The organism is Rhizobium sp. CFBP 13726 (genome assembly GCF_014841925.1).
In the GTDB taxonomy this organism is placed as follows: domain Bacteria; phylum Pseudomonadota; class Alphaproteobacteria; order Rhizobiales; family Rhizobiaceae; genus Neorhizobium; species Neorhizobium soli.
On record NZ_JACYUU010000002.1, the window covers coordinates 867,544 to 894,102 of the forward strand.

Sequence of the window (26,559 nt, forward strand, 5' to 3'; positions counted from 1 at the left end):
TGCCAGAAAACCGGTGCAGTAGTACATTGGAGTGGAGAGCAAAGCGCGAACTCTGCCCTCCGTTTGTTATTTGACTAGGAAATTGAGCCGGACGGACACTGACCAGCCCGTCCGGTATTTCCTAACCAGCAACGTAATGCTCAGTGGAAACCACATCGCATCACCTCCTGTTCGACGGCAAGGCTTTTGCCTAAAAGTCGGGGAAGCCCGTCTTCTCCGATACTCCGGCTGGCCACGGAGTGCTCTGCTTCTGCTTTCGAACACTGCCATCATAGATAACAGCGTGTGATTGTCGAGCCGACGCAACCGGGCATACGTGCAGCGCGTCTATTGCGTGAATCCAGTCCGGCGCCATCCCTCAGCTGCAAAACAAAACCCCGGACCTTGCGATCCGGGGTACGTGTCGTAGCAACGCTATGGAAAGATCAGATCTTGCCGTTTCGCTGCTGGATCATCATGAACGTGTCGAATGTGTACTCCGAAAGCTGCATCCAGAGGTAACCTTCCTTCTTGAATGCGACCTGGTCGTCGTAGACCTTCTTGAAATCCGCGTTGGTTGCGGAAATACCTTTGTAGACGTCCATTGCAGCCGTGTAGCAGGCCTCGGGGATATCCTGGCTGAATGGCCGCAACGTCGTCCCCTGCGATACGATCTGCTTGATCGCCATCGGGTTCTTCAGATCGTATTTCGCCATCATGTTGGTATTGGCGAAAGCGCAGGCATCGGTCAGCGCCGACTGATAATGCTTTGGCAGGCTGTTCCACTTGTCGAGGTTGATGAAGGCATGGATTGTCGGGCCGCCTTCCCAGAAAGCCGGATAGTAGTAATACTTGGCCACCTTGTAGAAGCCGAGCTTGTGGTCGTCATAGGGACCGACCCACTCCGCCGCATCGATCGTGCCCTTTTCCAGCGCCGGATAGATATCGCCTCCGGCGATCTGCTGCGGTACGGCGCCGAGCTTTTCGAGCACCTTCCCGGCAATGCCGGCAATGCGCATCTTCACGCCCTTAAAGTCGTCGACGGTGTTGATTTCCTTGCGGAACCAGCCGCCCATCTGGGCCCCGGTATTGCCGGCCGGCATGCCGTAGATCTGATGCTTGGCATAGAACTCGTTCATCAGCGTATTGCCGTTGCCCTGGTAGAACCACGAGTTCGTCAGGCGCGCATTCATGCCGAAGGGGATCGCCGTGCCGATCGCAAAGGTCGGGTCCTTGCCGACAAAATAGTAGGAGCAGGTATGGCACATCTCGACCGTGCCAGCGGAGACCGCATCGGCCGCCTGCAGACCCGGGACGATCTCACCACCTGCAAACGGCTGGATCGTGAAATTGCCGTCGGTGGCGGCTGCAACATGCTTCGCGATATCGTCGGCGCCGCCATAAATCGTGTCCAGCGATTTCGGAAATGACGATGTCAGGCGCCAGTTGATCTTCGGGTTCTGCTGGGCAATGGCAGGTGTCGAAAGCGGAACAGCAAGCACTGTGGCTGCAGCGGCTCCCGCGCCGCCGACTGCCGTCTTTTTCAGGAATGAACGACGATCCATCAAAAATCCTCCCGGGTTGAACAGACCGCGAAGATGTCTCCTCCCATACCTCGCCAGTCCTAGATGAGGTAATCATGTTGCTTGAATGCTTGCAAGCAGACCATGTAACAATGACGGCGGACCAAGGTTAAACCGCATTATACTTTCGTCTTCCGCGATCGTCGTGGTTCACGCTGCACGGCGTCGCTACGGCTTGACTTCACCCCGCCTCCGGCAGCAATACGGGATAAGAACCACTGCCCCGCCTGGAGATTGTTCATGCCCGTCTCGTGCCGCAAGCCCATCGTCGCCGTTCCCGCCGATCTCAGGCAATTCGAAGGCGCCCTCTGGCACGCCACACCCAACCAGTATGTCAATGCGGCGCTGAAAGTGGCGGACGTCATGAGCTTCATCGTTCCCGCCTTCGAGGAGGGCAACGATGTCGACACGATCCTCGACCGGGTCGACGGCGTGCTGGTTTCCGGCGCCGTCAGCAACGTCCACCCGTCGCTCTACGGCCGCGAAGCGACCGAGGGAGACGGCCCCTTCGATCACGGCCGCGACGCCACCTCGCTGCCGATGATCCGCCGCGCGATCGAACGCGGTATTCCGCTTCTTGCCATCTGCCGCGGCATCCAGGAACTGAACGTTGCGCTGGGCGGCACGCTGGCAAGCGAGATCCAGGATCAGCCGGGCAACTGGGACCACCGCAAGCCCGACGTGCCAGACCGCGACGCGATGTACGCGATCCGCCAGCCGGTCTTCGTCAAGGAAGGCTCCTGCATCGCGGATTTCCTCGGATTTTCCGGCGAAGTCCAGGTGAATTCGCTCCACCGCCAGGCGATTGCAAAGACCGCTCCCCGCCTGAAGGTGGAGGCGACGGCCGCAGACGGCACGATCGAGGCGGTGTCGGTGATCGACGCGAAGAATTTCGCCGTTGGCGTCCAGTGGCATCCGGAATACTGGGCCGAAACCGACGCACCGTCGGGCGCCCTGTTCCGGGCGTTCGGCGATGCGGCCCGCGCCTATGCGGCATCGACAAGCGGTGCGACCAGCCCAACGGTTGCCCGCACCGCGTGAAGCAAACGCCCTCGCCGTGTTTGCCAGTTATCCTTTGACGGGGGTTTCCGGAACCGGGGTCAGCACGCGGCCATCCTTGAACCAGCCGATCAGGTTGTCGACGACAAGATCGGCCATCGCATTGCGGGTCTGAACCGACGCGGATGCGACATGCGGCAGAAGGCAGGTATTATCGAGAGCGATCAGCTCCGCCGGTACGTTCGGCTCGTCGAAGAACACGTCAAGCCCGGCCGCGGCAATCGTCTTGTCGCTGAGGGCGGCAATCATTGCCTCCTCGTCAACGCTCGATCCACGTCCGACATTGATGAACACGCCGCCCGGCCCAAGCGCTTCGAAGATCTCCGCATTGATGATCTTGAACGTATCCGGCGTCCCGGGCGCGATGCAGATCAGCGTATCGACGGCCTCAGCCATCTCCTTTAAGGACGGATAGTAGATATAGCCGACATCCGAGCGCTGGCTGCGGCTATAATAGCCGATCGTCACCTTGAACGGCTCAAGCCGCTTTGCGATTTCGAGACCGATGCGGCCAAGGCCGAGAATGCCGATGCTGCGGCCCTTCAGTGAAAACGGCGACAGCGGAAACGGCCCTTCGCTCGCCCACCGGCCTTCGCGCAGATAGGTTTCCGCCTTCGGAAACTGACGTAGCGTATTGAGGAGCAGCGCGATCGCCGTATCGGCCACTTCATCGTTCAGGACGTCAGGCGTGTTGGTGACGATGACGCCCCGTTCGGCCGCCGTCTTCGTATCGGTGCCGTCGTAACCGACGCCGAAGCTGGAGATGACTTCGAGATTGGGAAACGCGTCGATGACGGCAGCATCGCATTTGCCGGAAACCGCGATGCCACGCACGCGCGCCCTCGTCTCGGCGTCGACGGATGCCAGTTCGGCATGCGGAGCCGAGATGACCTCGAAACTGTCGTTCAGACGCTCCAGAACGCGCGGATGAATACGGCCCGGCACGAAGATGGTGGCAGGATTCTCAGACATGCAGCAACCTCTTTATGAAGAATAATCAGCGTGGACGAAAGACGCCGGTCGACTGGCGCAGACGCATTTCCGGCTTGATCAGATGGAGACCGTCAGGCTCATGGCTCCCGGCAAGACGATCGAGCAGTGCCCGCGCCGCTAAGCGCCCGACATCGGCCTGTCCGTTGGAAACGGTGGTCAGAGACGGCGTCGAGATCGACGCCTGCTCCAGATCGTCGTAGCCGGTGACGGAGATATCGACGCCCGGCGTCAGCCCGGCGCGCGCAATGCCGTTCATCAGGCCGATCGCCACCAGATCGTTCCAGCAGACCGCAGCCGTCGGCTTTTGCGGCAGCGACAGGAAATGCACAGCCGCCTCGAACCCGCCCTGCATCGAGCGGGGCCCGGGAATGCGCAGGTTCGGATCGACCTCGATATTGGCCTTCAGAAGCGCGTTGACATAGCCCTGGTATCGGTCGCGGCCGGTCGAGGTCTGGTCGGTGCCGCCAATCATGGCGATCGCCCGGTGGCCAAGTCCGATCAGATGGTTGGTGGCAAGCGAAATGCCGTAAGCGTCATCGCCGCGAAAGGTCGGCAGGTCGAGGCCTTCCATCGAGCGAGCGACGAGAATGGCCGGCATGCCGTTTTCTTCGGCAAGCTTCATGTCCTCGATCGGCGTCCCGATCGCCGGCGACATGATCACGCCGTCGCCGCCGAGCTGCAGCAGCGTCTCGATGAACGTGCGCTGCTTTTCGACCGAATCGTAATGGTTGGAGAGAATGAACGTATGACGGCTGCGGTCGAGCTCGCTCTCGATGGCTTTCAGGATTTCGCCGTAGAACGGGTTCATCACGTCATGCACGACGACACCGATAATGCCCGAACGCGAGGTGCGCAGGCTGGCGGCACGGCGATTGTAGATGTAGCCAAGCGCCCGCGCCTGTTCCTTGATCTTCTCGCGGGTATCGGCAGCGACAAGCGGACTGTCCCGGAGTGCAAGCGAAATCGTGGCTGTGGAAAGACCGAGACTTTCGGCAATCGTCGACAGTTTGATTTTCTGCGCCATCTACCCCCGCGTTCTCATGCAGCCTGCATTCTTACGCAGAGCACCCGAATTAAAGTTTAAATAAACAATTTAATCCGATGCGACAATCCTGTGACAGGATTTTTCGGACGAGCAGGTCGGCAAACGCAACCCTCAGTCGCGATCGCCCTCATCCGACTGAAGATTGTGCTCGACGGCTTTGAGAAGTTTGAGAAGGGTGCGAACTTCCTTGTCCGAAAGACCTTTGACCGCCAGTTCGCCGCACTCGGACACCGCGCGGCCGATCTGCTCGACGCTCTTCAGACCAGTCTCTGTCAGATGCACCTTGGTCAGGCGACCATCCGTTCCATCCGACCGGCGCTCCAGAAATCCCTGCGCTTCCATGCGGCCGATCGTGCGGGTCATGGTGGGAGCCTTGACGCCCATGCGGTTGGCAAGATGACCCGGCGTCATGCCGTCTTCCTCGGAAAGCGCCAGGATCACCCCGTCCTGCCCGGCATAAAGGCCGCTTTCGACCAGACTGCGCGACAACGCGGTGCGCATCGACCGGGCGGTCTGTGTAATGACAGGCGCAAGGTCGGTTGCGGAAAGACCAGCGCCGTCCTTCTTCTTGCCCGACTTGGATTTCTTGTCGCCTTTTTTCTTGCTCATAGGCTCCGCCCGTTTTGCGTCATGGAAGTCGGCGCTATAACTATACCACGCCACCCTTATCGAAACCCGGAATTGACCGCCAGATGCCGCATCCCTTGCCGCGCTATCATGACAACGATGTTACGCCCCCGTCCACAGAAAGCGCTAAAAGAGGCGACTGGATAGCCGTTCTGCCGCTCGGCGCCCACGAACAGCACGGTCCGCACCTGCCTTTCGAGACCGATACGCTGATCGCACAGGGCCTTGTCGACCGCATCATCCCTGCCCTTCCGGCTGATCTTCCGGTCACCTTCCTCCCGGTGGAGCCGGTCGGCTACTCGATCGAGCATATGGATGTGGCAGGAACGAAGACGTTGGCCTTCGACGAGGCTGTCCGCCGCTGGCTCGGCATCGCCGAGGAACTTCACAAGCAAGGCATCCGCAAACTGGTGATGCTGAACGCCCATGGCGGCAACGCGCCGCTGCTGACGATCGTCACGACAGAGGCCCGCGTCCGTTTCAACATGCTGGCGGTCGCAACAAGCTGGACCCGCTTCGGCCAGCCCGAAGGCTGGATCGCTCCGGAGGACAAGGCAATCGATATCCACGGCGGCGATATCGAGACCTCCGTCATGCTGGCACTGTGGCCGGACCGTGTGAGCATGGAAAGGGCCGAAAACTTCCCATCGCGCCAGACAGATTTCGCGAAAGACTTTCGCCACCTGCGCGCGTACGGCCCACATGCGTTCGGGTGGAAAATGTCGGACCTCAACGAAAAGGGCGCCGCCGGCAACGCAACCGCTGCCACCGCAGAACGGGGCGAGCACCTGGTGAAGCACGCGGTGAACGGCATCATCGAGTTGCTACGGGATGTGGCACTGTTTGATGTTGACGCGTTGAAGTAGCGCTGAGCCGCATAATGTGCGAGACTTGCGCACACGAAGGTGGTGTCTCATGACCCTCAACATTAGCAGTGAAGAAGCTCAGGCACTTGCGAAAGAGCTCGCGCAGATAGATGGAACGACAATCACGCAAGCGGTGGTCACCGCACTGCGGGAAACCATCGACAAGCGCGCGCAGCAGGAGACGCCAGGCGAGACAGCCAGCCGCATCCTTGCAAAGCACGGGCTTTCCTTCAAACAGACTCGACCCGTGCCCCCAGCTTCCGCCTATCACGATCTCGACCACGACCTGGATTGATCGCACATGTTTGTCGATGCTTGTGCGATCGTATCGTTGATGGCTGGCGAAGATACCGCGGAAGCCTATGAAAGGGCGTTGGCAAAATCGACACTGCCATTCACGTCTCCTCTCGCTGCCTGGGAAGCAATTATCGTGCTTTCTCGGCCCGACCAATTAGACTGCGCCTACGGCCAGGCAGAAAGCGCTGTCGTGGAATGGCTCGACGCGCGCGGCATTGATATCCGTGAGGCGGGCTCGCCGCGTGCGCTCTTAAGCTTTGCTGTCGCGGTGGCTCAGAAACATGGCATCGGTAAGCGGCACTTGAGCAACTTCGACTGTTTCCATTACGCGCATGCGAAAGTGGCCGGCGAGCCGCTTCTCACGCTCGACCAGCTTCTTCGGCAAACCGACGCGTCGACATTGCCTTGATGTGATCATATAACATTCAAAACCCCTTTGAACTCGCGCGGCCTTGCCCTTATATGAGGCCAACACGCTTCCGCGCTCCCCCGAGCGCTCCAGAACCCTTAGAGGTTTCCCATGACTGAAAACACCGCTCCCGTCGCTGCAAAGCCAATTCCTGTGACCGTGCTGACCGGCTATCTCGGCGCCGGCAAGACGACCTTGCTCAACCGCATCCTGTCGGAGAGCCACGGCAAGAAATACGCCGTGATCGTCAACGAATTCGGCGAAATCGGCATCGACAACGATCTGATCGTCGAGTCCGACGAAGAGATCTACGAGATGAACAACGGCTGCGTCTGCTGCACGGTTCGTGGCGACCTGATCCGTGTCGTCGAGGGCCTGATGCGCCGCCCGGGCCGCTTTGACGGCATTATCGTCGAGACGACGGGCCTGGCCGATCCGGTTCCGGTCGCCCAGACCTTCTTCATGGACGACGATGTTCGCGCAAAGACCGAACTCGACGCCGTCATTGCTCTGGTCGATGCCAAGCATCTGCCGCTGCGCCTCAAGGATTCCCGCGAGGCCGAAGACCAGATCGCGTTTGCCGACGTCGTTCTGATCAACAAGACCGATCTCGTGACCCCGGAAGAGCTGGCGATCGTCGAAGACGTGGTTCGCGCCATCAACCCGACAGCCCGCATCTACAACACCAGCCGTTCGGGCATCGATCTCGCCCGCGTGCTGGATCAGGGTGCCTTCAATCTGGAACGGGCGCTGGAAAACGATCCGCATTTCCTCGACCACGACCACGAAGACCATGTCTGCGGCCCCGATTGCGGTCACGACCACAGCCACGATCACCATGGGCATGACCATCACGCGCACGACCACGATCATCATGATCACGGGCACGATCACAAGCATCATGACCACGGCCATCATGCGCATCACGATGCGATGTCGCCGATCCACGATATCACGGTCAAATCGGTCTCCCTGCGCGGCGGCGAGATGAACCCGGATCGTTTCTTCCCATGGATCCAGAAGATCACCCAGGCAGAAGGTCCCAACATCCTGCGCCTCAAGGGCATCATCTCCTTCAAGGGCGACGAGGAGCGTTACGTCATCCAGGGCGTCCACATGATCGTCGAAGGCGATCACCAGCGTCCGTGGAAGGATGGCGAGAAGCGTGAAAGCCGCCTCGTCTTCATCGGCCGCGACCTCGACTTCGACAAGATCCAGAAGAGCTTCATGGCTTGCCAGGCTGAGGTTGCTGTCGCCTGATGCCAACCGTTGCACCTCTTGATATCGACGGTCATGTCGTCGCGGCTCACTTTCTCGGCGACATCCCGATCTTTGCCACTGCAGCCGGCACCATTCACCGCCTTGACGGCGGTGAGAAGGTAACGGACGCGCATCACGGCCTGTTGACCTGCATCCGCGACCCCTTCAGCGCCACGCTTTTGAGTGGCGGCGAAGACGGCAGGGTGCAGCGCATCTCCCATGACGGCACAGTCAGCACGATTTCGGAAACGCCGCGCAAGTGGATCTCCGTCGTTGCCGGCGGGCCGCAGGGCGCGGTCGCCTGGGCGCAAGGGAAATCGAGCTTCGTCAAGCTCTCCGACGGCACCGTCAAGGAAGTGAAGGAAGAGCGCAGCGTCGAAGCCATCGCCTTCGCACCGAAGGGCCTCCGGATTGCCGCTGCGCGCTACAACGGCGTATCGCTGCATTGGGTCGGCACCAACAGTCCGATGCAGGATCTCGACTGGAAGGGCGCCCATACCGGCGTCACCTTCTCGCCTGATGGCCGCTTCCTCGTCACCATGATGCAGGAAAACGCCCTGCACGGCTGGAAGCTCGACAGCAAGTCGGGCGAAAGCCGCCATATGCGCATGACCGGCTATCCGGCCAAGGTGAAATCTTTGTCCTGGTCGGTCAAGGGCAAATGGCTCGCCTCTTCCGGCGCGCCGGCCGCGATCGTCTGGCCGTTTTCGGCCAAGGACGGCCCGATGGGCAAGGCACCGATGGAACTCGGCACACGCGCCAACATCATGGTGACGCAGGTGGCGTTTCATCCGCTCGAGGAAGTGCTCGCCATCGGCTTCATCGACGGCATGGTCCTCGGTGTGCGCATTGCCGACGGCAAGGAAGCACTGCTGCGCCGGCCCGGAAAGGGCGCCATCACCGGCATGAGCTGGAGCGCCAGCGGCAAGCTGCTCGCATTCTCGTCGGAAGCCGGCGATTGCGGCGTGATCGACATTTCAGGCTGAGCTGACAGTCTGATTCCCAGTGAAACATGCGGGGCCTGCCCCGCATGTTCGGTCCCAGATCACGGCCGCACCCAGCGCTTGGTGCTTACGCTGATGCGACAACCCCGATAATATCGGCGAGGACACCGTGCAGTTGGTCGCGGTAGCCGTTTCGGGCAGACGGACCGCTCTCCCTTGATGTCATCACCACGGTCATGTCGAGCGACGGAACCACGTAGACCATCTGACCGCCATAGCCCCAGCCGAACTTCACATCGTGCCCTCCGATCTCACGCAGAAACCATCCGTAGCCATAGCCATCGCCGGAAAAGCGCGAGTTGGTGCGGGGCGTCCAGGACTGCTCTATCCAGCTCTGCGATACCACCTGCCGGCCGCCCTTGGTTTTCCCGCCGTTGCGGTAGAGATCGCCGAATGCCAGCAGGGATGCCGCCGTCATCGCCATCTGGTTGCCGCCGAGATAGATGCCCTGCGGATCGCGCTCCCAAGCCCCGATGCGAAACCCGTCGACCGGCTCCAGCCAGTCGCGCGCCAGCGCCAGCGTCGGCCGTTTGCCGACGCGGGTGAGGATAGCCGACAGAAGATGAGTCGACGCCGTCGAATAAAGCATCTGACCGCCCGGCTCGCCGTCGAACGGCTCCGACAGTGCAAACCGCACCCAGTTGGAACTGGCCACCCAGCGCCCGTAATTCGGACCGGACATGCGAGACAGACCGGCCTGCATGGAGAGAAGATTGCCGATGGTGACCTCGGAGAGACGCGGATCCGCATCGCGCGGCAGATCGGCCTTCAGGATCGAGGCAATCTTCTGGTCCGGCCCTTCAAGCAGCTTGCGATCGATCGCGATGCCGACAAGGCAGGAGATGATCGATTTCGACGCCGACTTGATGTTGGTCGAGGCGTTGAGGCCGCTGCCGTTGAACGCTTCCCTGGCAATCGTCTCGCCCTTGCGCGACACCATCACGACCTTCAACGGCTCGAGGTCAGCCGCCCGGCCGAGCACGGCCTTCAGCGTCTCCGGCGCCTGCGCGACACCCGCCCCACCGGGTTGCTGCGCAAAGGCGCGCATGGATGTGAGGACAAAAGGAGTGGCAAGAAGAGCTGTGCGGCGTGTGATCATGGATGCCAATCTAGGTCGAGAGCCGCACGCGACTATGGCCGAGCCCCGAGATTCACGCGAAGGTGACGGAGCGTGAAACCATTGCGCCAGCTCTCGCCCGTCGAAAAACGAAAGACCCCGCCTCCTTTTCGGGAAGACGGGGTCCTATGGATCCCTCAATTGCAACCGCAGCTCAGGCGAGCTTGCACCCACTCGCAACGATCATGCCGGCTGCACCTTCGAGCCAACCGGATTTCAGCTCCAGCGCCAGGAAACGCGCGCGGTCGCAGGGGCCGGGCATCACCAGATGCTGGGTCTTGCCACCGAAAAAGCCGAAGCGCTCGTAATAGGCGGCGTCACCGACCAGAAGCACGGCGCCGTGGCCACGCTCATGCGCCTGAGCGATCGCCGCACGCATCAGGGCCGCACCGATGCCCTTGCCCTCATGCGACGAGCAGACGGCAAGCGGTCCAAGCAGAAGCGCGTCGATCGCGTTGCCTTCTGGCGAAATGCCGGCCTCGATGTTCCACAGACGCACGGTGCCGATGACATGACCGTCCTCGTCGCGCGCAACGAGCGCCAGGCCTTCGGCCGGCACGCGGTTCTGGCGGATCTTTTCGGACGACTTCAAGCGTCGGTCGGCGCCCATGGCGCGATCGAGCAGAGTTTCACGAGCCACCACGTCGGCCGGAGTTTCGGCAGTGATGGTGAATGTGGACGCGGGCGCAAACAGCGCACGGACAGAATCAAGAACAGTGGCCATCTTGGCCTCCCGCACTTAAAACCGTTTCAAACGGTATCGGACGATCATTGTGAATTTGCGGCTCCCGTCTGGAGGTCGGGAACCGCGAAAGTAGTGACGCTTGTAACGCCTTAGATGACGTAGGCCTTGAGCGGATCGAAGCCGTTAAACGCAACCGCCGAATAGGTGGTCGTGTAGGCGCCGGTGCCCTCGATCAGAACCTCGTCGCCGATCGAAAGCGAGATCGGCAGCGGATACATGTTCTTCTCGTACATCACGTCGGCCGAATCGCAGGTCGGGCCGGCCAGAACGCAAGGCTCCATCGCGTCGCCGTCCCGCTCGGTGCGGATCGGGTAACGGATAGCCTCGTCCATGGTTTCGGCGAGACCACCGAACTTGCCGATGTCGAGGAAGACCCAACGGTGGTTGTCGTTGTCGGACTTCTTCGACACGAGAACGACTTCAGCCTTGATGACGCCTGCATTGCCGACCATGCCGCGACCCGGCTCGATGATCGTCTTCGGCAGGTTATTGCCGAAATGCTTGCGCAGCGAAGCAAAGATCGCCTGGCCGTATTCTTCAGCCTTCGGCACGTCACGCAGGTACTTGGTCGGGAAACCGCCGCCCATGTTGACCATCTGCAGAACGATACCCTGCTTTGCGAGCTGGCTGAACACGCGCTTGGCATCGGCCAGAGCCGCATCCCAGGCATCGACCTTCGTCATCTGCGAACCGACATGGAACGAGACGCCGTAGCTTTCGAGACCAAGCTGGTGTGCGTAGACGAGAACGTCGACGGCCATCTGCGGCACGCAGCCGAACTTGCGCGACAGCGGCCATTCGGCGCCTTCGCCATCGGTCAGCACGCGGCAGAACACCTTTGCACCCGGAGCTGCACGGGAAATCTTTTCGACTTCCTCATGGCTGTCGACGGCGTAGAGGCCAACGCCGAGCGCGAAAGCACGCGCAATGTCGCGTTCCTTCTTGATCGTGTTGCCGAACGAGATGCGCGATGAGTTTGCACCGGCATCGAGTGCCATCTGGATTTCGGCGACGGAGGCGCAGTCGAAGTTGGAACCCATCGAAGCAAGAAGCTTGAGGATTGCCGGCTCGGGATTGGCCTTCACGGCGTAGTAGATCGCGCTGTCCGGCAGGGCATGACGGAAGGCGTTGAAATTGTCGCGCACGACATCGAGATCGACCACGAGGTAGGGACCATCGGGACGCTGGGTCTTGATGAAGTCGAGGATGCGGGCAGTGGTCATGGTCAATCCCTTCCAAATCTCAAAGGCTCCGGCTTGCGAACCGGAGGACAAAGGACGGATGAACATGCGCCAGGATCCAGTCGGTGGAGACACCGGTTCCCTGACACGCTCAAACGCGCGGTAAGTGGATCAACGTTCTGCCAAGAACGAAAATCCGGCTTTGTCTGCCATGGATTGGAGGGAGGTCCCTACCGCACTTCCGGCAATGATGGTGTGCCTCTTCAGTAACCCCGGCTGTTGGAAAGCCGGGAGAGAACAAAAAGGCCCGCACCGTCGTTGCTTTAGATGTCCTCGCATTTCCCGGATGGCCGGAATAGCGACTGGAGGGGTTAGTTCCAGGTACCTTACCGATGACCTCACCAAATAGAGGGTCGGCGGACACCCACGGGCACGTGCGACTTTGGGCTGCACGGGAGATAAGAATATTCGCGGTCATAATCAAGCGGTATTTTGGGCCGGGGGGAAAATAATCAAAAGGCAGCCCCCGGTAGAATTTCCGCGAGGGCACGCGCACGATTCCACTGGTGGAACAGGCCAGCGTTGGAGATACTGGATGCCGACGGTTGGGAAGCAGACCACACATGGATCACCGTCCTCAACGGTGATCTCGCCTGAAATTCGGGAGCAGCTTCTGGAGCTGAAAAGCCCTGAGGCCCAGGCTCGGCTGGCAGCCGCGATCGCAAGCCTTGGTCCGGAAGAGGAACGTGAGATCCTCGAATGGATGGAGAGGGTTGCGGATTGGAATGAGGACGAGCCAGGCGGGACGCGGCAAGAATGAAACGAGGCGACATCGTCACCGTTTCCATCTCCGGCGACTACGGGAAGCCGCGCCCGGCCATCGTGATCCAGACGAACGATTTGTCCGATACCTGTCCTTCGGTCGTCGTCTGCCCGATGACATCGACACGTCTTGATCTCGACTTCGGCATCCTTGTCGAACCCGATCCGGAAAATGGCCTGCGGCATCCGTCACAGGTCATGACGGACAAGTTCATCGGCGTCGCTTGCTTGAAATTGGCAGCAGATCGGCGCCGTCAGCCAGAAAGACATGCGTCGGCTCAGCACAGCGCTTGTATTTCTGCTTTCCCTGGCGGAGACAGAAGACTTCTGAGATCGGGAGCACCCTTCGCCCATGGACACACTCACCCGCATGCGCGCCTTCATCGACGTGGTCGAGGCCGAGGGCTTTTCGGCCGCCGCCCGTCGCACCGGCCGTTCCAAGGCGCTGCTGTCGAAATATGTCCGCGAACTGGAAGACGATCTCGGCGCGCTTCTTCTCAACCGCACCACCCGCCAGTTCTCGATGACGGAGGCGGGCCACACCTATTACCGCACCGCTGCCGATATCCTGAAGGAGATCGACAATCTCGCGGACCTCGTGCGCGAGAACAATGCCGATCTCAAGGGCCGCCTGCGGATCTCCGTGCCGCGCACCTTCATCGATGCGGATGTCGGCCAGTCGTTCATCGATTTCGCTAAGGCGCATCCGGACGTCCAGTTGGAAATCGTCGCCGATGACCGGTTTGTCGACCTGATCGAGGAAAATTTCGATCTGGCGATCCGAATCACCCGGCTGGAGGATTCCGGCCTGATCGCCAAGAAGCTCGCCGATTTCCGGGTCCATGCGGTGGCAACGCCCGATGTCGTGGCGCAATACGGGCCCCTTACGCATCCGCAGCAGCTGAACAAGGTGCCGTTCATTATCGACACCAATTCGCGCTGGCACAACAATATCCGCTTCGTCGATCCTGATGGCTCGATGATTTCAGTTGCGGTCTCCGGCCCGATCGAGGTCAACAGTCCGCAGGCAACCTTGCGCGCGGCCCGCGCCGGTCTCGGCGTCGCGATCATCCCAGACTTCGTCGCCATGGCCTCGATCCAGTCGGGCGAACTCGTCAATCTGTTCGACGAATACATCACCCGTGAACGCGGCATCTATGCGGTCTATCCGCATCGCCGTTACCTCCCGGCCAAGGTGAGAAGCTTCGTGGATTTTCTCGCCAACTGGTTCCGCCAGCCGCGCTGACATGTAATGCTGTAACGCCGCAGTCGAAATTCCGTCCCATTTCGGGGCCAGACCACAGCTTGCGGACGAACGACACCCCTTTTGATTTGGCGCAGGTCCGGACGCAATGCCGCTGCGCAACTATGCTGGACCTGCTCGGATATGCGAAACAGACTTGCGACAATTCTGACGGCAGCGGCCCTGGCTGCACCCTTCGCCGTTCCAGCGCCGGCACTTGCGCATCCGCATATCTTTGCCGAGGCCCGGCTGGAGATTGTCGCAGGCGCCGATGGCACCGTGCAGGAACTGCGCAATGTCTGGCGCTTCGATGAAGTGTTCTCCTCGAGCGTCATCCTCGATTTCGACAAGAACGGCGATCTCAAGCTCGATCCGCATGAACTCGCCGAACTCGGCGAAACCATCCGCACGTCGCTTGCGGACTACCATTACTTCTCGACCGTGACGCTGGACGGCGCCCAGATCGGCATAAAGAAGCCGGAAGTCTTTCACACCACGATGCAGGATAAGCAGCTGATGCTGATCTTTGCGGTCAAGCCTGAAAAGCCCGTGCCGCTCAAGGGCAAGCTCACATTCGGCATCTACGATCCCACCATGTACACGGCGATCGACTTCCCCACCGACAAGGATCTGGTGCTGAAGGGTGCGGGCTTCGAGAAGTGCCAGCACAAGGTCGTACGGCCCGATCCAGACGATGTGATTTCGCAAAACAGCGCTTCGCTCACCGATGCCTTCTTCAACGATCCGACGGGGACCGACATGACAAAGCTCTTTGCCACCCGCATGGAAGTGACATGCTGAGGAAAGCGTCGACCGGCCTGCTGTTTGCCGCTCTCGCGGCTACGCTGGTCGCCACCGCCGCCCACGCCCAGTCGCCGCTCGGCGTCGGTGCAGCGGAACCCTCTTTCTCGGTGGGCGGCCCGCTCGCCCCCTTCTTCCAGTGGATCAACGCCTACCAGCAGGGCTTCTACCGCTCTCTGACCGGCGCACTGCGGGCGATGCGCGAGGATCCGTCTGCGCTTGTCGGCCTGATCGGCCTGTCTTTTGCCTATGGCGTCTTCCACGCCGCCGGCCCCGGCCACGGCAAGGCGGTGATTTCCTCCTACATGATCGCCAACGAAGTCGAACTGCGCCGCGGCGTCACGATCTCCTTCATCTCCGCGCTTTTGCAGGGCCTGGTGGCGATCCTCGTGGTCGGCGCTGCCTTCGTCTTGCTCCGCGGCACCGGCATCACCATGACCCAGGCCACCTGGACCATGGAGGTTGCAAGCTTTGCCATGGTCTCCCTGTTCGGCGCCTGGCTTTTGGTCAAGAAGATCCGGGCACTCCGCATGCGGGTCGTGCGCGCTCCAGACCGCGGCCGGACAGCGGCAGCGGCGACTTCAGCCGGCGGATCGACCGCCATGCTGTTCGACGGCTCTTCCAACGGACGACGCGCGACCGGTCTCAAATTCCAGGCAGTCGAGATCGACGACCACGCATTTCAGGGAGACAGCGACACCTGCGAGGCCTGCGGCATCAGCCACATGCCGGACCCGTCGACGCTTGGCGCCCGCAACTTCAACCTCAAGGAAGCTTGGTCGGCGATCATTGCCGTCGGACTGCGCCCCTGCTCCGGCGCCATCCTCGTCATGAGCTTCTCGCTTCTGAATGGCCTCTATCTCGGCGGCGTGCTGTCTGTCCTCGCCATGTCGATCGGCACGGCGATCACGGTGACGATCCTCGCAACGTTAGCCGTCGGCGCCAAGGATATCGCGCTCAAGTTCGCAGGCCCCGGCTCGCGCAGCGGACGACGCATCGGCCATGCGATCGAGATCGGCGGCGCCCTGTTCATCCTGCTGATCGGCCTTTCCCTGCTCGGCGCCTCGCTGCAGGGCTGAACGCTCAACCCGGCTGCGGCATCGCCTTGATGAAATCGATGAAGGTGCGCAGCGGAGCCGGCACCAGCCGTCGCCCTGGATAGTAGAGAAACGGCCCTGAGAATGAGGGCCACCACGGCTCGAGCACCTGCTCCAGCGCACCACTGTCAAAATGCGGCTTCAGCCAGTCCTCGAACAGCGCGACGATACCGGTGCCGGCAATCGCCGCGTCCACACCGAGATCGGACCCGCCACCCGCCTGCACGATCAGCTGCGCCGGTGGATCCACCACCACCTCCTCGCCATCGCGTTCGAACTCCCAGGGCGTGACCGGACGGTCCCTGAACCGGCTCCGGATGCAGGAATGCGCCAAAAGATCCCGCGGATGGCCCGGTCGGCCCCGCGCGGCAAGATAGGCGGGAGACGCCGCCAATGCGAAACGCTGTACGCGCGGACCGATCGGCACGGCGATCATGTCCTGCTCCAGCCGTTCGTCATAGCGAATGCCGGCATCGCAGCCGGCAGCGATGATATCGACGAAGCTCTCGTCGGTCATGATGTCGAGACGGATGTCCGGATAGGCAGCCAGAAACGCCGGCACGATCTGCGGCAGGACGATCCGCGCCGCACTGGCCGGCACATTCAGCGTCAACAGTCCCGCCGGCCGCCCCCGAAACCCGGCAGCCATGTCGAGCGCCGCTTCCATTTCCGATAGCGCCGGTCCCAGCCGGTCGAGCAGTGCCCTGCCCGCTTCCGTCGGAGTGACGCTGCGGGTCGTGCGGTTGAGAAGCCGGACGCCGATCTTCTCTTCCAGACGCCGGACTGCATCGCTTAATCCGGAAGCGCTTCCGCCGGTCAGCCGGGCAGCATCGCGAAACCCTTTGGTTCTCGCCACCGCGACGAATGCCCCGAGATCACCAGCGTCGTATTTCATTGTCCGCCCTGCCGTACAGCCCGTCCGAATTGTAACCGATTATCGCGCGGGCTGGATAGCCCTATCTCTGCCTCATCCGACAGGGAGTAAAACCATGACCAATCTTGAAAAAGCCGGCACCTATAAACTCGGCGACCGACACGTAAAACGTCTCGGCTACGGCGCCATGCAGCTAGCCGGCAAGGGCGTGTTCGGCCCGCCGAAAGACCGCGCGGAAGCCGTTGCGGTGCTGCGCGAAGCGATCGAAGCCGGCGTCGACCATATCGACACCAGCGACTTCTACGGTCCGCATATTACCAACGAGATCATCCGCGAAGCGCTGCATCCCTATAGCGACGATCTCGTGATCGTCACCAAGGTCGGCGCCCTCAGAGGCGAGGACGCATCCTGGAACCCGGCCTTTTCGAAAAAAGCACTCACGAAGGCCGTCCACGATAACCTCAGGAATCTCGGTCTCGATGCGATGGAGGTGGTCAATCTGCGTTCCATGCTGGATGTCCACGGTCCGGCCGAAGGCTCGCTGGAAGAACCGCTGACAATCCTTGCCGAACTCCAGCGCGAGGGCCTCATCAAGCATATCGGCCTGTCGAACGTGACGCGAAAGCAGGTTGAGGATGGCCGCAAGATCACCGAGATCGTCTGCGTCCAGAACCAGTACAATCTCGCGCACCGCGACGACGATGACCTCATCGATCATCTGGCGGCAGAAGGCACGGCCTACGTCCCCTTCTTCCCGCTCGGCGGCTTCTCGCCCCTGCAATCCTCGACGCTGTCGGATGTAGCAGCAAGGCTCGACGCAACGCCGATGCAGGTGGCACTGGCCTGGCTGCTGAAGCGCTCGCCGAACATCCTGCTGATCCCGGGCACCTCGTCGCGCGGGCACCTGCGCGAAAACCTCGCCGTCGCCGATATCGAACTGTCGGCGGATGTGATGGCGGAGCTGGAAGCGATCGGCGCCAAGCCGGCCTGAGGTGAGCTGCTAGCTCACCACGGATATCTCATCCCTGTGGCAGACACAGGGATGAGGACGTTTCAGGCTTTCGCCCGACCCGACTAAATCTCGCACTTACTTCCGCCGCTGGTACCGCGCCCGCAGCCAGAAGATCAGGAAGAAGCCGAGAACCAGCAGCGCGCCGACGAAAAACGCCAGCAGCGGCGAGTAATTGCCGATCCACAACACGATGGTCGGCATGAGATAGATGACCACCGCCGCGCCGAAGAGAATGGCGGCAGCCGCGATCGCCTGTGATTTCGCTTCTGGCGTCATGTGGTTTTCCCGCCGGCAAATTCGGCCCTGAGATCTTCCAGCCGCTTTTTCTGCCGGCCGTCTTCATCGAAATTATCGGGCGAGAGCCAGGCCTCGAACCCGGCCTTGATCACCGGCCACTCGCTGTCGATCATCGAAAACCAGGCCGTATCGCGGTTGGCACCGCGCGAGATGATGTGCTGCCGGAACACGCCTTCGAAAGTAAAGCCGTAACGCAGCGCGGTCACCTTGGAAGGCTCGTTCTCGTTGTGGCATTTCCATTCGTAGCGACGATAATCCAGCGTCTCGAACACGTGGCGAGCCATCAGGTAATGCAGCTCTGTCGACATTGGCGACCGCTTCATGGCAAGCCCATGCGCCACGGACCCCACCTCGATCACACCGTTCTTCGGGTCCGGCCGCATATAGCTCGCCATGCCGACAACCGCGCCAGAGGCGTTTTCACGCGCAACCAGCGTTACGAAGCCGAAATTCGCATTCACATTGTCCAGCCACGCGCCAAACTCTTCGGCGGTCGAATATTGATCGTTCGGAAAATAGCGGATCAGCTCGTTGATCCCCTCGGCACCGCCCAGCGCCTCCCAGAGATCAGCCAGATGCTTTTCACGGTCATAGGGCTCGAGCGTCACGAACCGTCCGGTCAGGGTGACGGGGCTGGGAGCGGCAACTTTGTAATTGGAAAGATCGCGCATTCGGGCAGGTCCAGCAAGATGGCAGCGGCTGCGTCGCAACCGCTGCAGATGAGGCATCAAGGCTTAGGCCAGCACCTGTGGAAAGGCAACCGGCGGAAGCGATCGATGGAGCTTACAGCTGCGCCTCGATGGCGGCCTTGTCGACAATCGACCAGACCTGCACGATCTTGCCGTCGCGGAACCCGTAAAAGACGTTTTCACTAAACGACACCCGGCGCCCGTTGACCGGAAGCCCCAGAAACTCGGCCCGAGGCGAACAATCGAACAGCAACCGGCTGACCACATGCGGCGGATCGACGACCAGCAGATCGATGGAAAAGCGCAGGTCGGGAATATCGCTGAAATTCCCGACGAGCATGTCGCGGTAGCCGGACAGCCCGAGCGGCCGGTCATTATGGATGACATCGTCATCCACAAACTGCCCGAGCCGCCCCCAGTCCTGCCGGTTCAGGCAATGGATGTAATCGCGGTAGATTTCACCGAGATCGTTACCCATGTTCTCGCCCGTTAAGCGGGCACTTTTGCCGCGGTGACCGTGGCATCGATATGCTCGAGCAAAGCATCGGGCAGGCCGAGGCGTCCGGCGAGAAGATCGAGATAACCGCGCTCGGCCCGCGTATCGGGATCGATCGTCATGCGGGTCGCGGTGTAAAGCTCCACCTTCTGCTCCTCCGTGCGGGCAGCAGCGACCAGATCGTCGATATCGACAGGGTTCGCAAGCTCGTCGCGGATGAACGCTTCCGCCTCGTCGCCGAGATCGACTTCATGGACCTTGTTCATGATGTTGGCCCGCTCGGCCGCATCGATATGGCCGTCCGCCTTGGCGGCAGCGATCATGGCGCGCACCAGGGTCAGGGCGAAATCGTTGGTGAGCTCAGGCGACTGCAGCGAAAACGGGCTGCCCGGCGGCGGCAGCGCGATAGGCTCTGCAGCAGACGGCGTCGGCTGAATCGCTGCCTGCGGCGACTGGCCGGATTTGTAGTTCTTGTAGGCGAGATACCCGAGACCCGCGACAGCTGCGATGCCGCCCACCGTCACCACATTGCCGGCAATCTTGCGGCCGGTCTTGGTGCCGAGAAGTGCGGCGGCAATGCCTGCAGACTTCAACGGATTGTTCTTCGCCATATCGCCGAACTGCCCAGCCCGGCCCTTCACGCTTCCCGAAAGACCGGGAACCTGCGAACCCAGGAACTGGTCAAGAAGCTTCTTTGCGTCGAACATCCGTATCTCCTACTGTTGAATTCGAACACGGAGATAGGAACGGCAACACAGGAAAACAATTTTCCCGCGCTGCCGATAACGAAAATGTCAGAAACGGCGTCTGGCCCCACGCCCTATCGCAGGTTCTGCGGCAACCCGTCGGCGATGTCGTAATAGTCGCCCTTATCGGCCACGAAGATGTGCTTCTTCAACCGTGCACCGGTCGATGCATCGAACGCACCCATCGCGACCGCGATCCAGTCGCGCTGCGTCGAATCCCAGAACAGCGAGGACCCACAGGTCCCGCAGAACCCGCGCCGCACCTTTTCGGAGGATTGATACCAGCAAACATTCTCGCCACCCTCGACGGCCAGCTTGTCCCGGGCGACATCGACGGATGCGAAATAGTGGCCGGATTGCTTTCGACAGGCCGAGCAGTGGCACGCGTCGGGCGCGGCAATGTCACCTTCGATGGTGAACGTCACTGCGCCGCAGAGGCATGATCCCCTATGGCGCAGTTCATGTTCGTAAGAGCCATTCTGCATAGGGACCTCCATGGTCCCATGCTGGTCATTCCGGCTTTCAGCGTCAAGCCCTGAGCGCGAAAGCCTCGGAGGCGAGCTTGGTGATCGCGGCCCAGTCGCCGGCTGCGACGAGTTCTTTCGGGGCTACCCAGGAACCGCCGACGCAGATGACGTTGGGGAGCGACAGGTAATCGTTGGCATTCTTCAGCGAAATGCCGCCGGTCGGGCAAAACAGCGTGCCTGCGAGTGGCGATGACAGGGCCTTCAGATAGGCGGCACCACCGGCCTGCTCGGCAGGAAAGAACTTCATCACGTTGTAACCGGCTTCCCGGAGCGTCATCACTTCGCTGGCAGTCGCTGCACCCGGCAAAAGCGGAACCGGCGAATCCTTGGCGGCAGACAGCACGCCCGGAGAAACGCCCGGCGACACAATAAAGGTCGAGCCGGCCTTCACGGCGGCTTCCCAGTCTTTCGCGTTGAGGATCGTGCCGGCACCGACATTGGCGCCTTCGACTTCGGCTGCAACCGCCTTCACGGCGTCGAGTGCTGCCGGCGTGCGCATGGTGATCTCGATCGCCCGGAGCCCGCCGGCGACCAGCGCCCGCGCAAGCCCGACAGCAGACTTCGCATCGTCAACGATCAGCACCGGAACGACGGGCTGCAATTTCAGGATGGTCAGCAGCTTTTCAGTCTTGCTTGGGTTCTGGCCCGGAATCTGGTCAGCCATGAAGAACACTCCCTAAAACGATTGAAATCCCTTGCCCGGAAATAACGGTCGATCACGTCATTGTCGAGAACAAATCCCCCGATCGACGCAACCTCGGGCCCCTTGCCGACTTCTCTTAAGCACCCGGCCGAAGCACCGCTTTACCATGCTCTTGCCGATACTCTTGCCCTTGTGCATCTTTGCGCTACGGTACATCTCCACAACCAAGACGAGGCCCATGGGACAGGAAATCGAGCGCAAGTATCTGGTCAAGAACGATGCCTGGCGGAACGAGGTCGCATCCTCCTCGCGGTTCCTGCAGGCCTATATCGCCGTTGCCGCTGATCGCTCGGTTCGCGTTCGCATCATGGATGACGAGAAGGCCAAGCTGACGATCAAGATCGGCTCGGAATTGTTCTCGCGCTCGGAGTTCGAATACGAGATTCCGCTCGCCGATGCCAAGGACATGGCAGCTGGTGCCACCGGCATCGTCCTCGACAAGACCCGCTTCAATGTCGAGCATCAGGGCTACACCTGGGAAGTGGATGTGTATGAAGGCGTCTATAACGGCCTGGTTGTCGCCGAGGTCGAACTTCAAAGCGAAACCGAACGTCCGCCGATACCGGACTGGATCGGCGACGACGTCACCGGCGATCGCCGCTATTCCAATGCCGTCATGGCCAACCAGGATCTGAGCCGGGAGCTTCTCGATGGCCTACCACCTGCGACCCGATAAGCCGTTTACCGCCGAGTTCGTCGCGGTTGCCGAGCAGCAGCTGTCGAAGGCGGTCCGATATCTCGCCGACAAGCCTGATGGGGCGCACACGGCGATCCACGATGCGCGCAAGCGTTTCAAGCGCGTGCGGGCGCTGTACCGCCTGATCCAGCCGGACGCCAAAGAGTTCAGAAGCCGCGAAAACAAGCGTATCGGCGACATGGCCCGCAGCCTCTCTGCCGTGCGCGATGCAACGGCACTTGTCGAAACGGTCGATTATCTCGCCGGTCAATCTACTCTGCCGGAAGAACAGGCAGCCCTTGCATTCGCCCGCGACGCGCTTTCCAAACGCCGCGACGAGATTGCCGAGAGCCAGGAAGACCTGCCCGCCCGCATGGCGACGGCGGTGATCATCTGCCACGAAGCCATCGACGCGTTGCACGGCCTCTCCCTCGACGACCGGCCGGAAAAGACCGCCAACCGGCTTGCCAAGGTCTGGAAGAAACAACGCCTGCAGGCGATCGCCGCGATAAAGGAATGCGAAGGCAATGCCCATGCCGAGGCATTCCACGAATTGCGCAAGAGCGGCCAGACCTACTGGATGCATCTTGCCCTCCTGCGCGACATCTGGCCGTCGGCGATGCGCGCCAAACAGGCCGAGGCGAAATCACTGGTCGATCTTTTAGGTCACGAGCACGATCTTTCCGTTCTCTCGGGCCTCGTCAACGAAAGCCCCGACCTGTTCGGCGACAGCGACACGCTGGCGCGGCTACTCGCCGCCATCATCGCCCGCCAGCAGGCACTCCGGAAAGAAGCACTGCCGATCGCCCAGTCGGTGTTTTCCGACAGTGCCGCCACCGAAAGCAAGCTTGTCGCACTCCTTTGGAAACACGCGGCGTCGTGACGACGACGACGCCCGATCCATTGCGCAACAGCGCATCTGGTTGTATGGGACCGGCATGACCGAAAGCCACCTTCTCCCCCGCCCCGAAGCCACGGGCGCATTTCTCGTTGCCGCGCTCTATCACTTTGCGCGGTTCGAACGTTTTGCGGATTTCCAGACGCCGCTGCAGGCCTTCTGCGACGCGCGCGGCATCAAAGGCACGCTGCTGATCGCGCGCGAAGGCATCAACGGTACGGTGGCGGGTTCCGACAGTGAGATCGCCGAGCTTCTGACATTTCTGCGCGCCCAGCCCGAATTCACCAGTCTGGAGCACAAGGAAAGCCGCGCATCGAAAATGCCCTTCGTGCGCATGAAGGTAAAGCTCAAGAAGGAAATCGTCACGATGGGGGTCGAGGATATCGATCCCAACAGAATAGTCGGCACCTATGTCGAGGCCAAGGACTGGAACGCGCTGATCTCGGATCCCGAGACCATCGTCATCGATACGCGCAACGATTACGAGACCGCGATCGGCATCTTCAAGGGCGCAGTCGACCCCAACACCAAGACGTTTCGCGAATTCCCGGACTGGGTGAAGAACAACACCGGCCTGCACAACAAGCCAAAGATCGCCATGTACTGCACCGGCGGCATCCGCTGCGAAAAGGCGACAGCCTTCATGAAGCAGCAGGGTTTCGAGGACGTCTACCACCTGAAGGGCGGCATCCTCAAATATCTCGAACAGGTGCCGGAAGAAGAAAGCCTCTGGGAAGGCGCGTGTTTCGTGTTCGACGAGCGCGTCTCCGTTGAGCACGGCCTGAAGGAAGGCAACCACAAGCTCTGCCACGCCTGCCGCAATCCGATCACCGCCGAAGATGTCACCTCGCCCAAGTATGAGGAAGGCGTCTCCTGTTCCCATTGCTACGACAGCCGCACCGAGGAAGACCGGTTGCGTTACCGTCAGCGGCAGCTCCAGATCGCCCTCGCCAAACAGCGCGGCGTCAAACATATCGGTAGCTGAGCGTCCGCGAGAAGGATGGAGTAACCTGAAAAACATCCTTTTCGTCTGCAGCCAGAACAAGCTGCGCAGCCCGACGGCCGAGCAGGTTTTTGCAGAATGGCCCGGCATCGAGGTGTCGTCCGCCGGCACCAACAATGATGCCGAAAACCCTCTCTCAGCCGAATTGATCGAATGGGCCGACACCCTCTTCGTCATGGAACGGACCCACCGGGCAAAGATCCAGCAGAGATACCGATCGCAGCTCAAGGGCAAGCGGCTGATCTGTCTCGATATACCCGACGATTACGACTTCATGGATGCGGGCCTGATTGCAATCCTGAAGACAAAGGTGCCGCGGCATCTCTAGCCTGAGACGTTTTCAGGCAATCCGCTTTCCGTCCCGTCCCCGGTCGGTGCGGTAGATGACGTCGATCTCATGGGCTTCCATCGGCCGACCGAAGAAATAGCCCTGCAATTCATCACAGCCCGTCATCCGCAACTTCAACGCCTGGTCCTCGCTCTCGACGCCTTCCGCCGTCACCGGCATGCCGAGCGAACGGGCAAGCGCCACGGTCGCCTGCAACGTCTGAACCGCGTGGTCACCCTCGGACATTGCATGCACCAGCGAGCGATCGATCTTCATCCGGTCGAAACCGAACTGCCGCAGATATCCGACGCTTGAAAAACCAGCGCCGAAATCGTCGAGAGCGATCTCGACCCCGAGCTTTTTCAGCCTGGCAATCGCTGCGCGAGCGCGGTCTGGGTTCTGAATAAAATACCCCTCGGTCATTTCCAGCGTGATGCGCGACGGATCGGTTCCGGTCTTGCGGAACATCGAGGCCACATGCTGCGAAAATTCGGGATCACGGAACTGGCCGGGCGAGATATTGACGGCAAGCTTGATGCCGGGCCAGTCGGCGATGCGCTCGCAGGCCCGGTGCATGACGAACAGACCCAGTTGGTCGATCAGTCCGCTTGATTCCGCAATCGGAATGAACACATCCGGCGGCACCGGTCCGTAACCCTTGCGGGTCCAGCGGGCCAGCGCCTCGACGCCGATCAGCCGCCAGTTCGTCGCATCCACCACGGGCTGGTAGACGATGTTGATTTCGCGCCGCTCGATGGCGATCCGCAGGTCCACTTCCAGCCGGTTGCGCTCCTCGCGCTCGGCATCCATTTCCGGCCGGTAATTCTCATAGCGGCCGCGGCCGGTTTCCTTGGCACGGTACATCGCCATGTCGGCCCGACGGACAAGCTCTTCTCCCGGCACGTTGCCGCGCGGCGAGATGGCGACACCGATACTGGTTCCGATCACAGCCACCCGTTCGCCGATGACGAAGGGCTCGCCGAAGAAGCCGAGAATGCGGTCGCAGAGAATAGGTGCCACCGGAGATGCCCCCATCACCGGAAGAGCGATAGCGAATTCGTCGCCGCCAACGCGCGCCAGGATCGCCTCGCTGCCAACAAGCGTCTTCAACCCGGCCGCCACGCCGCGGATCAGCTTGTCGCCGGTCCCGTGACCATAGGCATCGTTGACCTCCTTGAAGCCATCGAGATCCAGATAGAGAAGCAAAACATGCGCGCCCTGCGCCCGGCTTTCGAGAACAAGGGCGTCGAGAGCGGTAAAGAAACCTGACCGGTTCAAAAGCCCGCTCAACCGGTCGCACATCGCGAGCCGTCTCGCATCGGCTTCGTCGCGCTTGAGCTGGTTTAGGGTGATGCTGCCACTGACCACGAGCAGCAGGAAAAACAGCCCGACCATGGCAAGCGCGCCATAGACCAGAGGCTGCACCTGGGAGAAGCCGAGGTCGCCCGGACGCCGCGGCTGCCACGAAAGCTTGACCAAAAGCTTGCCGTGCAGGTTGCGAAGTTCGACACTGTTGCTGGTCTGATCGGTCTTGTCGATGAACCGCAAACCCTCGACAACATAGGTCCTTGCAAGTTCCGCCACCTTCTTTTCGTCCAGCTGGCGGGCAAAGACGAGAAACCGTCTCTCCGAAAGCGGCTTGTCGAGCGCGCCGGATTTTTCGCGCACCAGGGCGACGCCGACAGCCGCAACGCCGTCGCGTGTCTGAACAAAGCCCGTGGCTTCCGGCAGACCGTCGCGACCCGTGGACAGGACCCGATCGAACAAGGTCCAGAGCGACGTATCGAAATACTCGCGCGGGTTCCATTCCGCCGGACGTCCCTCCTGATAGGACATCAGCACGTTGCGCTCGGTGTCCATCACGATCGCGATATCGAACAGGCCGCTGTTGGACGTCATATCGCCGTAATTGCTGACAACCCAATCCTGGCCGTCCTGGGCATAGACGAACTGGGCAGCATCATCCCATGCCGAATAATCGTTGAGGGTGGCCTGAAGCTGGGTTCGGAAGGTCTGCAGCGCGCCTTCGGTGGTCTGCATCGAGCGGCTGTCGTCATACCGGTTGGCATAATCTGCAATGCGGCCGACGGCCGTCAGAATGAAGACGGTCACGAGCGTGACGACGACTGCGAACAGGACAAGTTGCATCGCCACGACAGACCGACGGCCGGCCGGAACGGAA

At 61.0% G+C, this 26,559-nt stretch carries 30 protein-coding genes and 1 pseudogene; 16 read left to right on the forward strand and 15 right to left on the reverse strand.

Translation table 11 applies throughout. The features are described from left to right. Positions 1-425: 425 nt before the first annotated feature. Positions 426-1,544, reverse strand: coding sequence for a TRAP transporter substrate-binding protein (locus IFT66_RS11380; protein ID WP_192077650.1), 1,119 nt, complete (start codon positions 1,542-1,544; stop codon positions 426-428). A gap of 258 nt (positions 1,545-1,802) precedes the next feature. Between IFT66_RS11380 and IFT66_RS11385 the strand changes: the two genes are divergently transcribed. Next, positions 1,803-2,603: a gamma-glutamyl-gamma-aminobutyrate hydrolase family protein gene (locus tag IFT66_RS11385; RefSeq protein ID WP_192077651.1), complete on the forward strand. Its 801-nt coding sequence runs from the start codon at positions 1,803-1,805 to the stop codon at positions 2,601-2,603. A 27-nt stretch (positions 2,604-2,630) separates the two neighbouring features. Here the strand turns inward: IFT66_RS11385 and IFT66_RS11390 are convergent, their stop codons facing one another. From IFT66_RS11390 to IFT66_RS11400, 3 genes are all read right to left on the reverse strand, one after another. Beyond that, entirely contained in the window at positions 2,631-3,593 is a 963-nt protein-coding gene (locus IFT66_RS11390; RefSeq protein WP_192077652.1) for a 2-hydroxyacid dehydrogenase, read from the reverse strand. A gap of 25 nt (positions 3,594-3,618) precedes the next feature. Further along, positions 3,619-4,638, reverse strand: coding sequence for a LacI family DNA-binding transcriptional regulator (locus IFT66_RS11395; protein WP_192077653.1), 1,020 nt, complete (start codon positions 4,636-4,638; stop codon positions 3,619-3,621). Between the two features lie 132 nt (positions 4,639-4,770). Then, entirely contained in the window at positions 4,771-5,268 is a 498-nt protein-coding gene (locus IFT66_RS11400) for a MarR family winged helix-turn-helix transcriptional regulator (protein WP_192077654.1), read from the reverse strand. Positions 5,269-5,351: 83 nt separating this feature from the next. On the opposite strand from IFT66_RS11400, the gene IFT66_RS11405 reads away from it, so the two are divergent. The 5 genes from IFT66_RS11405 (at position 5,352) to IFT66_RS11425 (ending at position 9,104) form a co-directional block, all read left to right on the forward strand. Continuing rightward, the gene (locus tag IFT66_RS11405; protein ID WP_192077655.1) at positions 5,352-6,152 is read left to right on the forward strand and encodes a creatininase family protein; all 801 of its coding nucleotides are present in this window, start codon (positions 5,352-5,354) and stop codon (positions 6,150-6,152) included. A gap of 49 nt (positions 6,153-6,201) precedes the next feature. Next, entirely contained in the window at positions 6,202-6,447 is a 246-nt protein-coding gene (locus IFT66_RS11410; protein ID WP_062461108.1) for a type II toxin-antitoxin system VapB family antitoxin, read from the forward strand. Between the two features lie 6 nt (positions 6,448-6,453). After that, positions 6,454-6,858, forward strand: a complete 405-nt coding sequence (locus tag IFT66_RS11415) for a type II toxin-antitoxin system VapC family toxin (protein WP_062461111.1) — start codon at positions 6,454-6,456, stop codon at positions 6,856-6,858. A gap of 111 nt (positions 6,859-6,969) precedes the next feature. Beyond that, positions 6,970-8,118: a CobW family GTP-binding protein gene (locus tag IFT66_RS11420; protein ID WP_192077656.1), complete on the forward strand. Its 1,149-nt coding sequence runs from the start codon at positions 6,970-6,972 to the stop codon at positions 8,116-8,118. Further along, positions 8,118-9,104, forward strand: a complete 987-nt coding sequence (locus IFT66_RS11425) for a WD40 repeat domain-containing protein (protein ID WP_192077657.1) — start codon at positions 8,118-8,120, stop codon at positions 9,102-9,104. The genes IFT66_RS11420 and IFT66_RS11425 overlap by 1 nt, the downstream gene beginning before the upstream one ends. Before the next feature lie 85 nt (positions 9,105-9,189). On the opposite strand, the gene IFT66_RS11430 is transcribed toward IFT66_RS11425, so the two are convergent. The 3 genes from IFT66_RS11430 to odc2 form a co-directional block, all read right to left on the reverse strand. Then, on the reverse strand, positions 9,190-10,221 hold the full coding sequence (locus IFT66_RS11430; protein ID WP_192077658.1) for a serine hydrolase domain-containing protein: 1,032 nt from the start codon (positions 10,219-10,221) through the stop codon (positions 9,190-9,192). A 172-nt stretch (positions 10,222-10,393) separates the two neighbouring features. Beyond that, a complete protein-coding gene (locus tag IFT66_RS11435; protein ID WP_192077659.1) occupies positions 10,394-10,963 on the reverse strand; it encodes a GNAT family N-acetyltransferase in 570 nt (189 codons plus the stop codon). Positions 10,964-11,073: 110 nt separating this feature from the next. Continuing rightward, positions 11,074-12,207: an ornithine/lysine decarboxylase gene (gene odc2, locus IFT66_RS11440; RefSeq protein WP_174196097.1), complete on the reverse strand. Its 1,134-nt coding sequence runs from the start codon at positions 12,205-12,207 to the stop codon at positions 11,074-11,076. Positions 12,208-12,760: 553 nt separating this feature from the next. On the opposite strand from odc2, the gene IFT66_RS11445 reads away from it, so the two are divergent. The 5 genes and pseudogenes from IFT66_RS11445 to IFT66_RS11465 all read left to right on the forward strand — a co-directional run bounded on the left by IFT66_RS11445 (position 12,761) and on the right by IFT66_RS11465 (position 16,110). Next, entirely contained in the window at positions 12,761-12,985 is a 225-nt protein-coding gene (locus IFT66_RS11445; RefSeq protein WP_192077660.1) for a hypothetical protein, read from the forward strand. Beyond that, positions 12,982-13,149: pseudogene (locus IFT66_RS23545) on the forward strand (type II toxin-antitoxin system PemK/MazF family toxin); the annotation flags it as partial. The gene IFT66_RS11445 and the pseudogene IFT66_RS23545, both read left to right, overlap by 4 nt. A gap of 190 nt (positions 13,150-13,339) precedes the next feature. After that, positions 13,340-14,233 (forward strand): LysR family transcriptional regulator, encoded by an 894-nt coding sequence (locus IFT66_RS11455; protein WP_062461123.1) that lies wholly within the window; start codon positions 13,340-13,342, stop codon positions 14,231-14,233. A gap of 141 nt (positions 14,234-14,374) precedes the next feature. Then, complete coding sequence (locus IFT66_RS11460; protein WP_192077661.1) at positions 14,375-15,031, forward strand: DUF1007 family protein; 657 nt, start codon at positions 14,375-14,377, stop codon at positions 15,029-15,031. Continuing rightward, on the forward strand, positions 15,025-16,110 hold the full coding sequence (locus IFT66_RS11465; protein WP_062461130.1) for a nickel/cobalt transporter: 1,086 nt from the start codon (positions 15,025-15,027) through the stop codon (positions 16,108-16,110). Before IFT66_RS11460 ends, IFT66_RS11465 begins: the two co-directional genes overlap by 7 nt. A 4-nt stretch (positions 16,111-16,114) precedes the next feature. Here the strand turns inward: IFT66_RS11465 and IFT66_RS11470 are convergent, their stop codons facing one another. Further along, positions 16,115-17,023, reverse strand: coding sequence for a LysR family transcriptional regulator (locus IFT66_RS11470; RefSeq protein ID WP_192077662.1), 909 nt, complete (start codon positions 17,021-17,023; stop codon positions 16,115-16,117). A 94-nt stretch (positions 17,024-17,117) separates the two neighbouring features. Here IFT66_RS11470 and IFT66_RS11475 point away from each other — a divergent pair, with 94 nt between their 5' ends. Next, a complete protein-coding gene (locus tag IFT66_RS11475) occupies positions 17,118-17,993 on the forward strand; it encodes an aldo/keto reductase family oxidoreductase (RefSeq protein WP_192077663.1) in 876 nt (291 codons plus the stop codon). Between the two features lie 96 nt (positions 17,994-18,089). Here the strand turns inward: IFT66_RS11475 and IFT66_RS11480 are convergent, their stop codons facing one another. From IFT66_RS11480 to IFT66_RS11505, 6 genes are all read right to left on the reverse strand, one after another. Next, the gene (locus IFT66_RS11480) at positions 18,090-18,290 is read right to left on the reverse strand and encodes a hypothetical protein (protein WP_062582124.1); all 201 of its coding nucleotides are present in this window, start codon (positions 18,288-18,290) and stop codon (positions 18,090-18,092) included. After that, the gene (locus IFT66_RS11485) at positions 18,287-18,982 is read right to left on the reverse strand and encodes a GNAT family N-acetyltransferase (RefSeq protein WP_192077664.1); all 696 of its coding nucleotides are present in this window, start codon (positions 18,980-18,982) and stop codon (positions 18,287-18,289) included. The genes IFT66_RS11480 and IFT66_RS11485 overlap by 4 nt, the downstream gene beginning before the upstream one ends. 112 nt (positions 18,983-19,094) lie before the next feature. Beyond that, a complete protein-coding gene (locus IFT66_RS11490) occupies positions 19,095-19,478 on the reverse strand; it encodes an ester cyclase (RefSeq protein WP_192077665.1) in 384 nt (127 codons plus the stop codon). Positions 19,479-19,489: 11 nt separating this feature from the next. Continuing rightward, complete coding sequence (locus tag IFT66_RS11495) at positions 19,490-20,203, reverse strand: tellurite resistance TerB family protein (RefSeq protein ID WP_192077666.1); 714 nt, start codon at positions 20,201-20,203, stop codon at positions 19,490-19,492. Between the two features lie 113 nt (positions 20,204-20,316). Beyond that, positions 20,317-20,727: a GFA family protein gene (locus IFT66_RS11500; RefSeq protein ID WP_192077667.1), complete on the reverse strand. Its 411-nt coding sequence runs from the start codon at positions 20,725-20,727 to the stop codon at positions 20,317-20,319. A 43-nt stretch (positions 20,728-20,770) separates the two neighbouring features. Beyond that, the gene (locus tag IFT66_RS11505) at positions 20,771-21,433 is read right to left on the reverse strand and encodes a 2-dehydro-3-deoxy-phosphogluconate aldolase (RefSeq protein ID WP_192077668.1); all 663 of its coding nucleotides are present in this window, start codon (positions 21,431-21,433) and stop codon (positions 20,771-20,773) included. A 217-nt stretch (positions 21,434-21,650) separates the two neighbouring features. On the opposite strand from IFT66_RS11505, the gene IFT66_RS11510 reads away from it, so the two are divergent. From IFT66_RS11510 to IFT66_RS11525, 4 genes are read left to right on the forward strand one after another with little or no spacing between them, the layout of a single operon-like run. After that, positions 21,651-22,148: a CYTH domain-containing protein gene (locus IFT66_RS11510; RefSeq protein WP_113109712.1), complete on the forward strand. Its 498-nt coding sequence runs from the start codon at positions 21,651-21,653 to the stop codon at positions 22,146-22,148. Beyond that, positions 22,123-23,031, forward strand: a complete 909-nt coding sequence (locus tag IFT66_RS11515; protein ID WP_192077669.1) for a CHAD domain-containing protein — start codon at positions 22,123-22,125, stop codon at positions 23,029-23,031. The genes IFT66_RS11510 and IFT66_RS11515 overlap by 26 nt, the downstream gene beginning before the upstream one ends. Before the next feature lie 55 nt (positions 23,032-23,086). Then, positions 23,087-24,031, forward strand: coding sequence for an oxygen-dependent tRNA uridine(34) hydroxylase TrhO (trhO, locus tag IFT66_RS11520; RefSeq protein ID WP_184654430.1), 945 nt, complete (start codon positions 23,087-23,089; stop codon positions 24,029-24,031). Positions 24,032-24,056: 25 nt separating this feature from the next. Further along, a complete protein-coding gene (locus IFT66_RS11525) occupies positions 24,057-24,377 on the forward strand; it encodes a low molecular weight protein tyrosine phosphatase family protein (protein WP_184654687.1) in 321 nt (106 codons plus the stop codon). 12 nt (positions 24,378-24,389) lie between these two features. Here IFT66_RS11525 and IFT66_RS11530 read toward each other — a convergent pair whose 3' ends face one another. Then, positions 24,390-26,525: a bifunctional diguanylate cyclase/phosphodiesterase gene (locus IFT66_RS11530; RefSeq protein WP_249406452.1), complete on the reverse strand. Its 2,136-nt coding sequence runs from the start codon at positions 26,523-26,525 to the stop codon at positions 24,390-24,392. Positions 26,526-26,559: the final 34 nt, after the last annotated feature.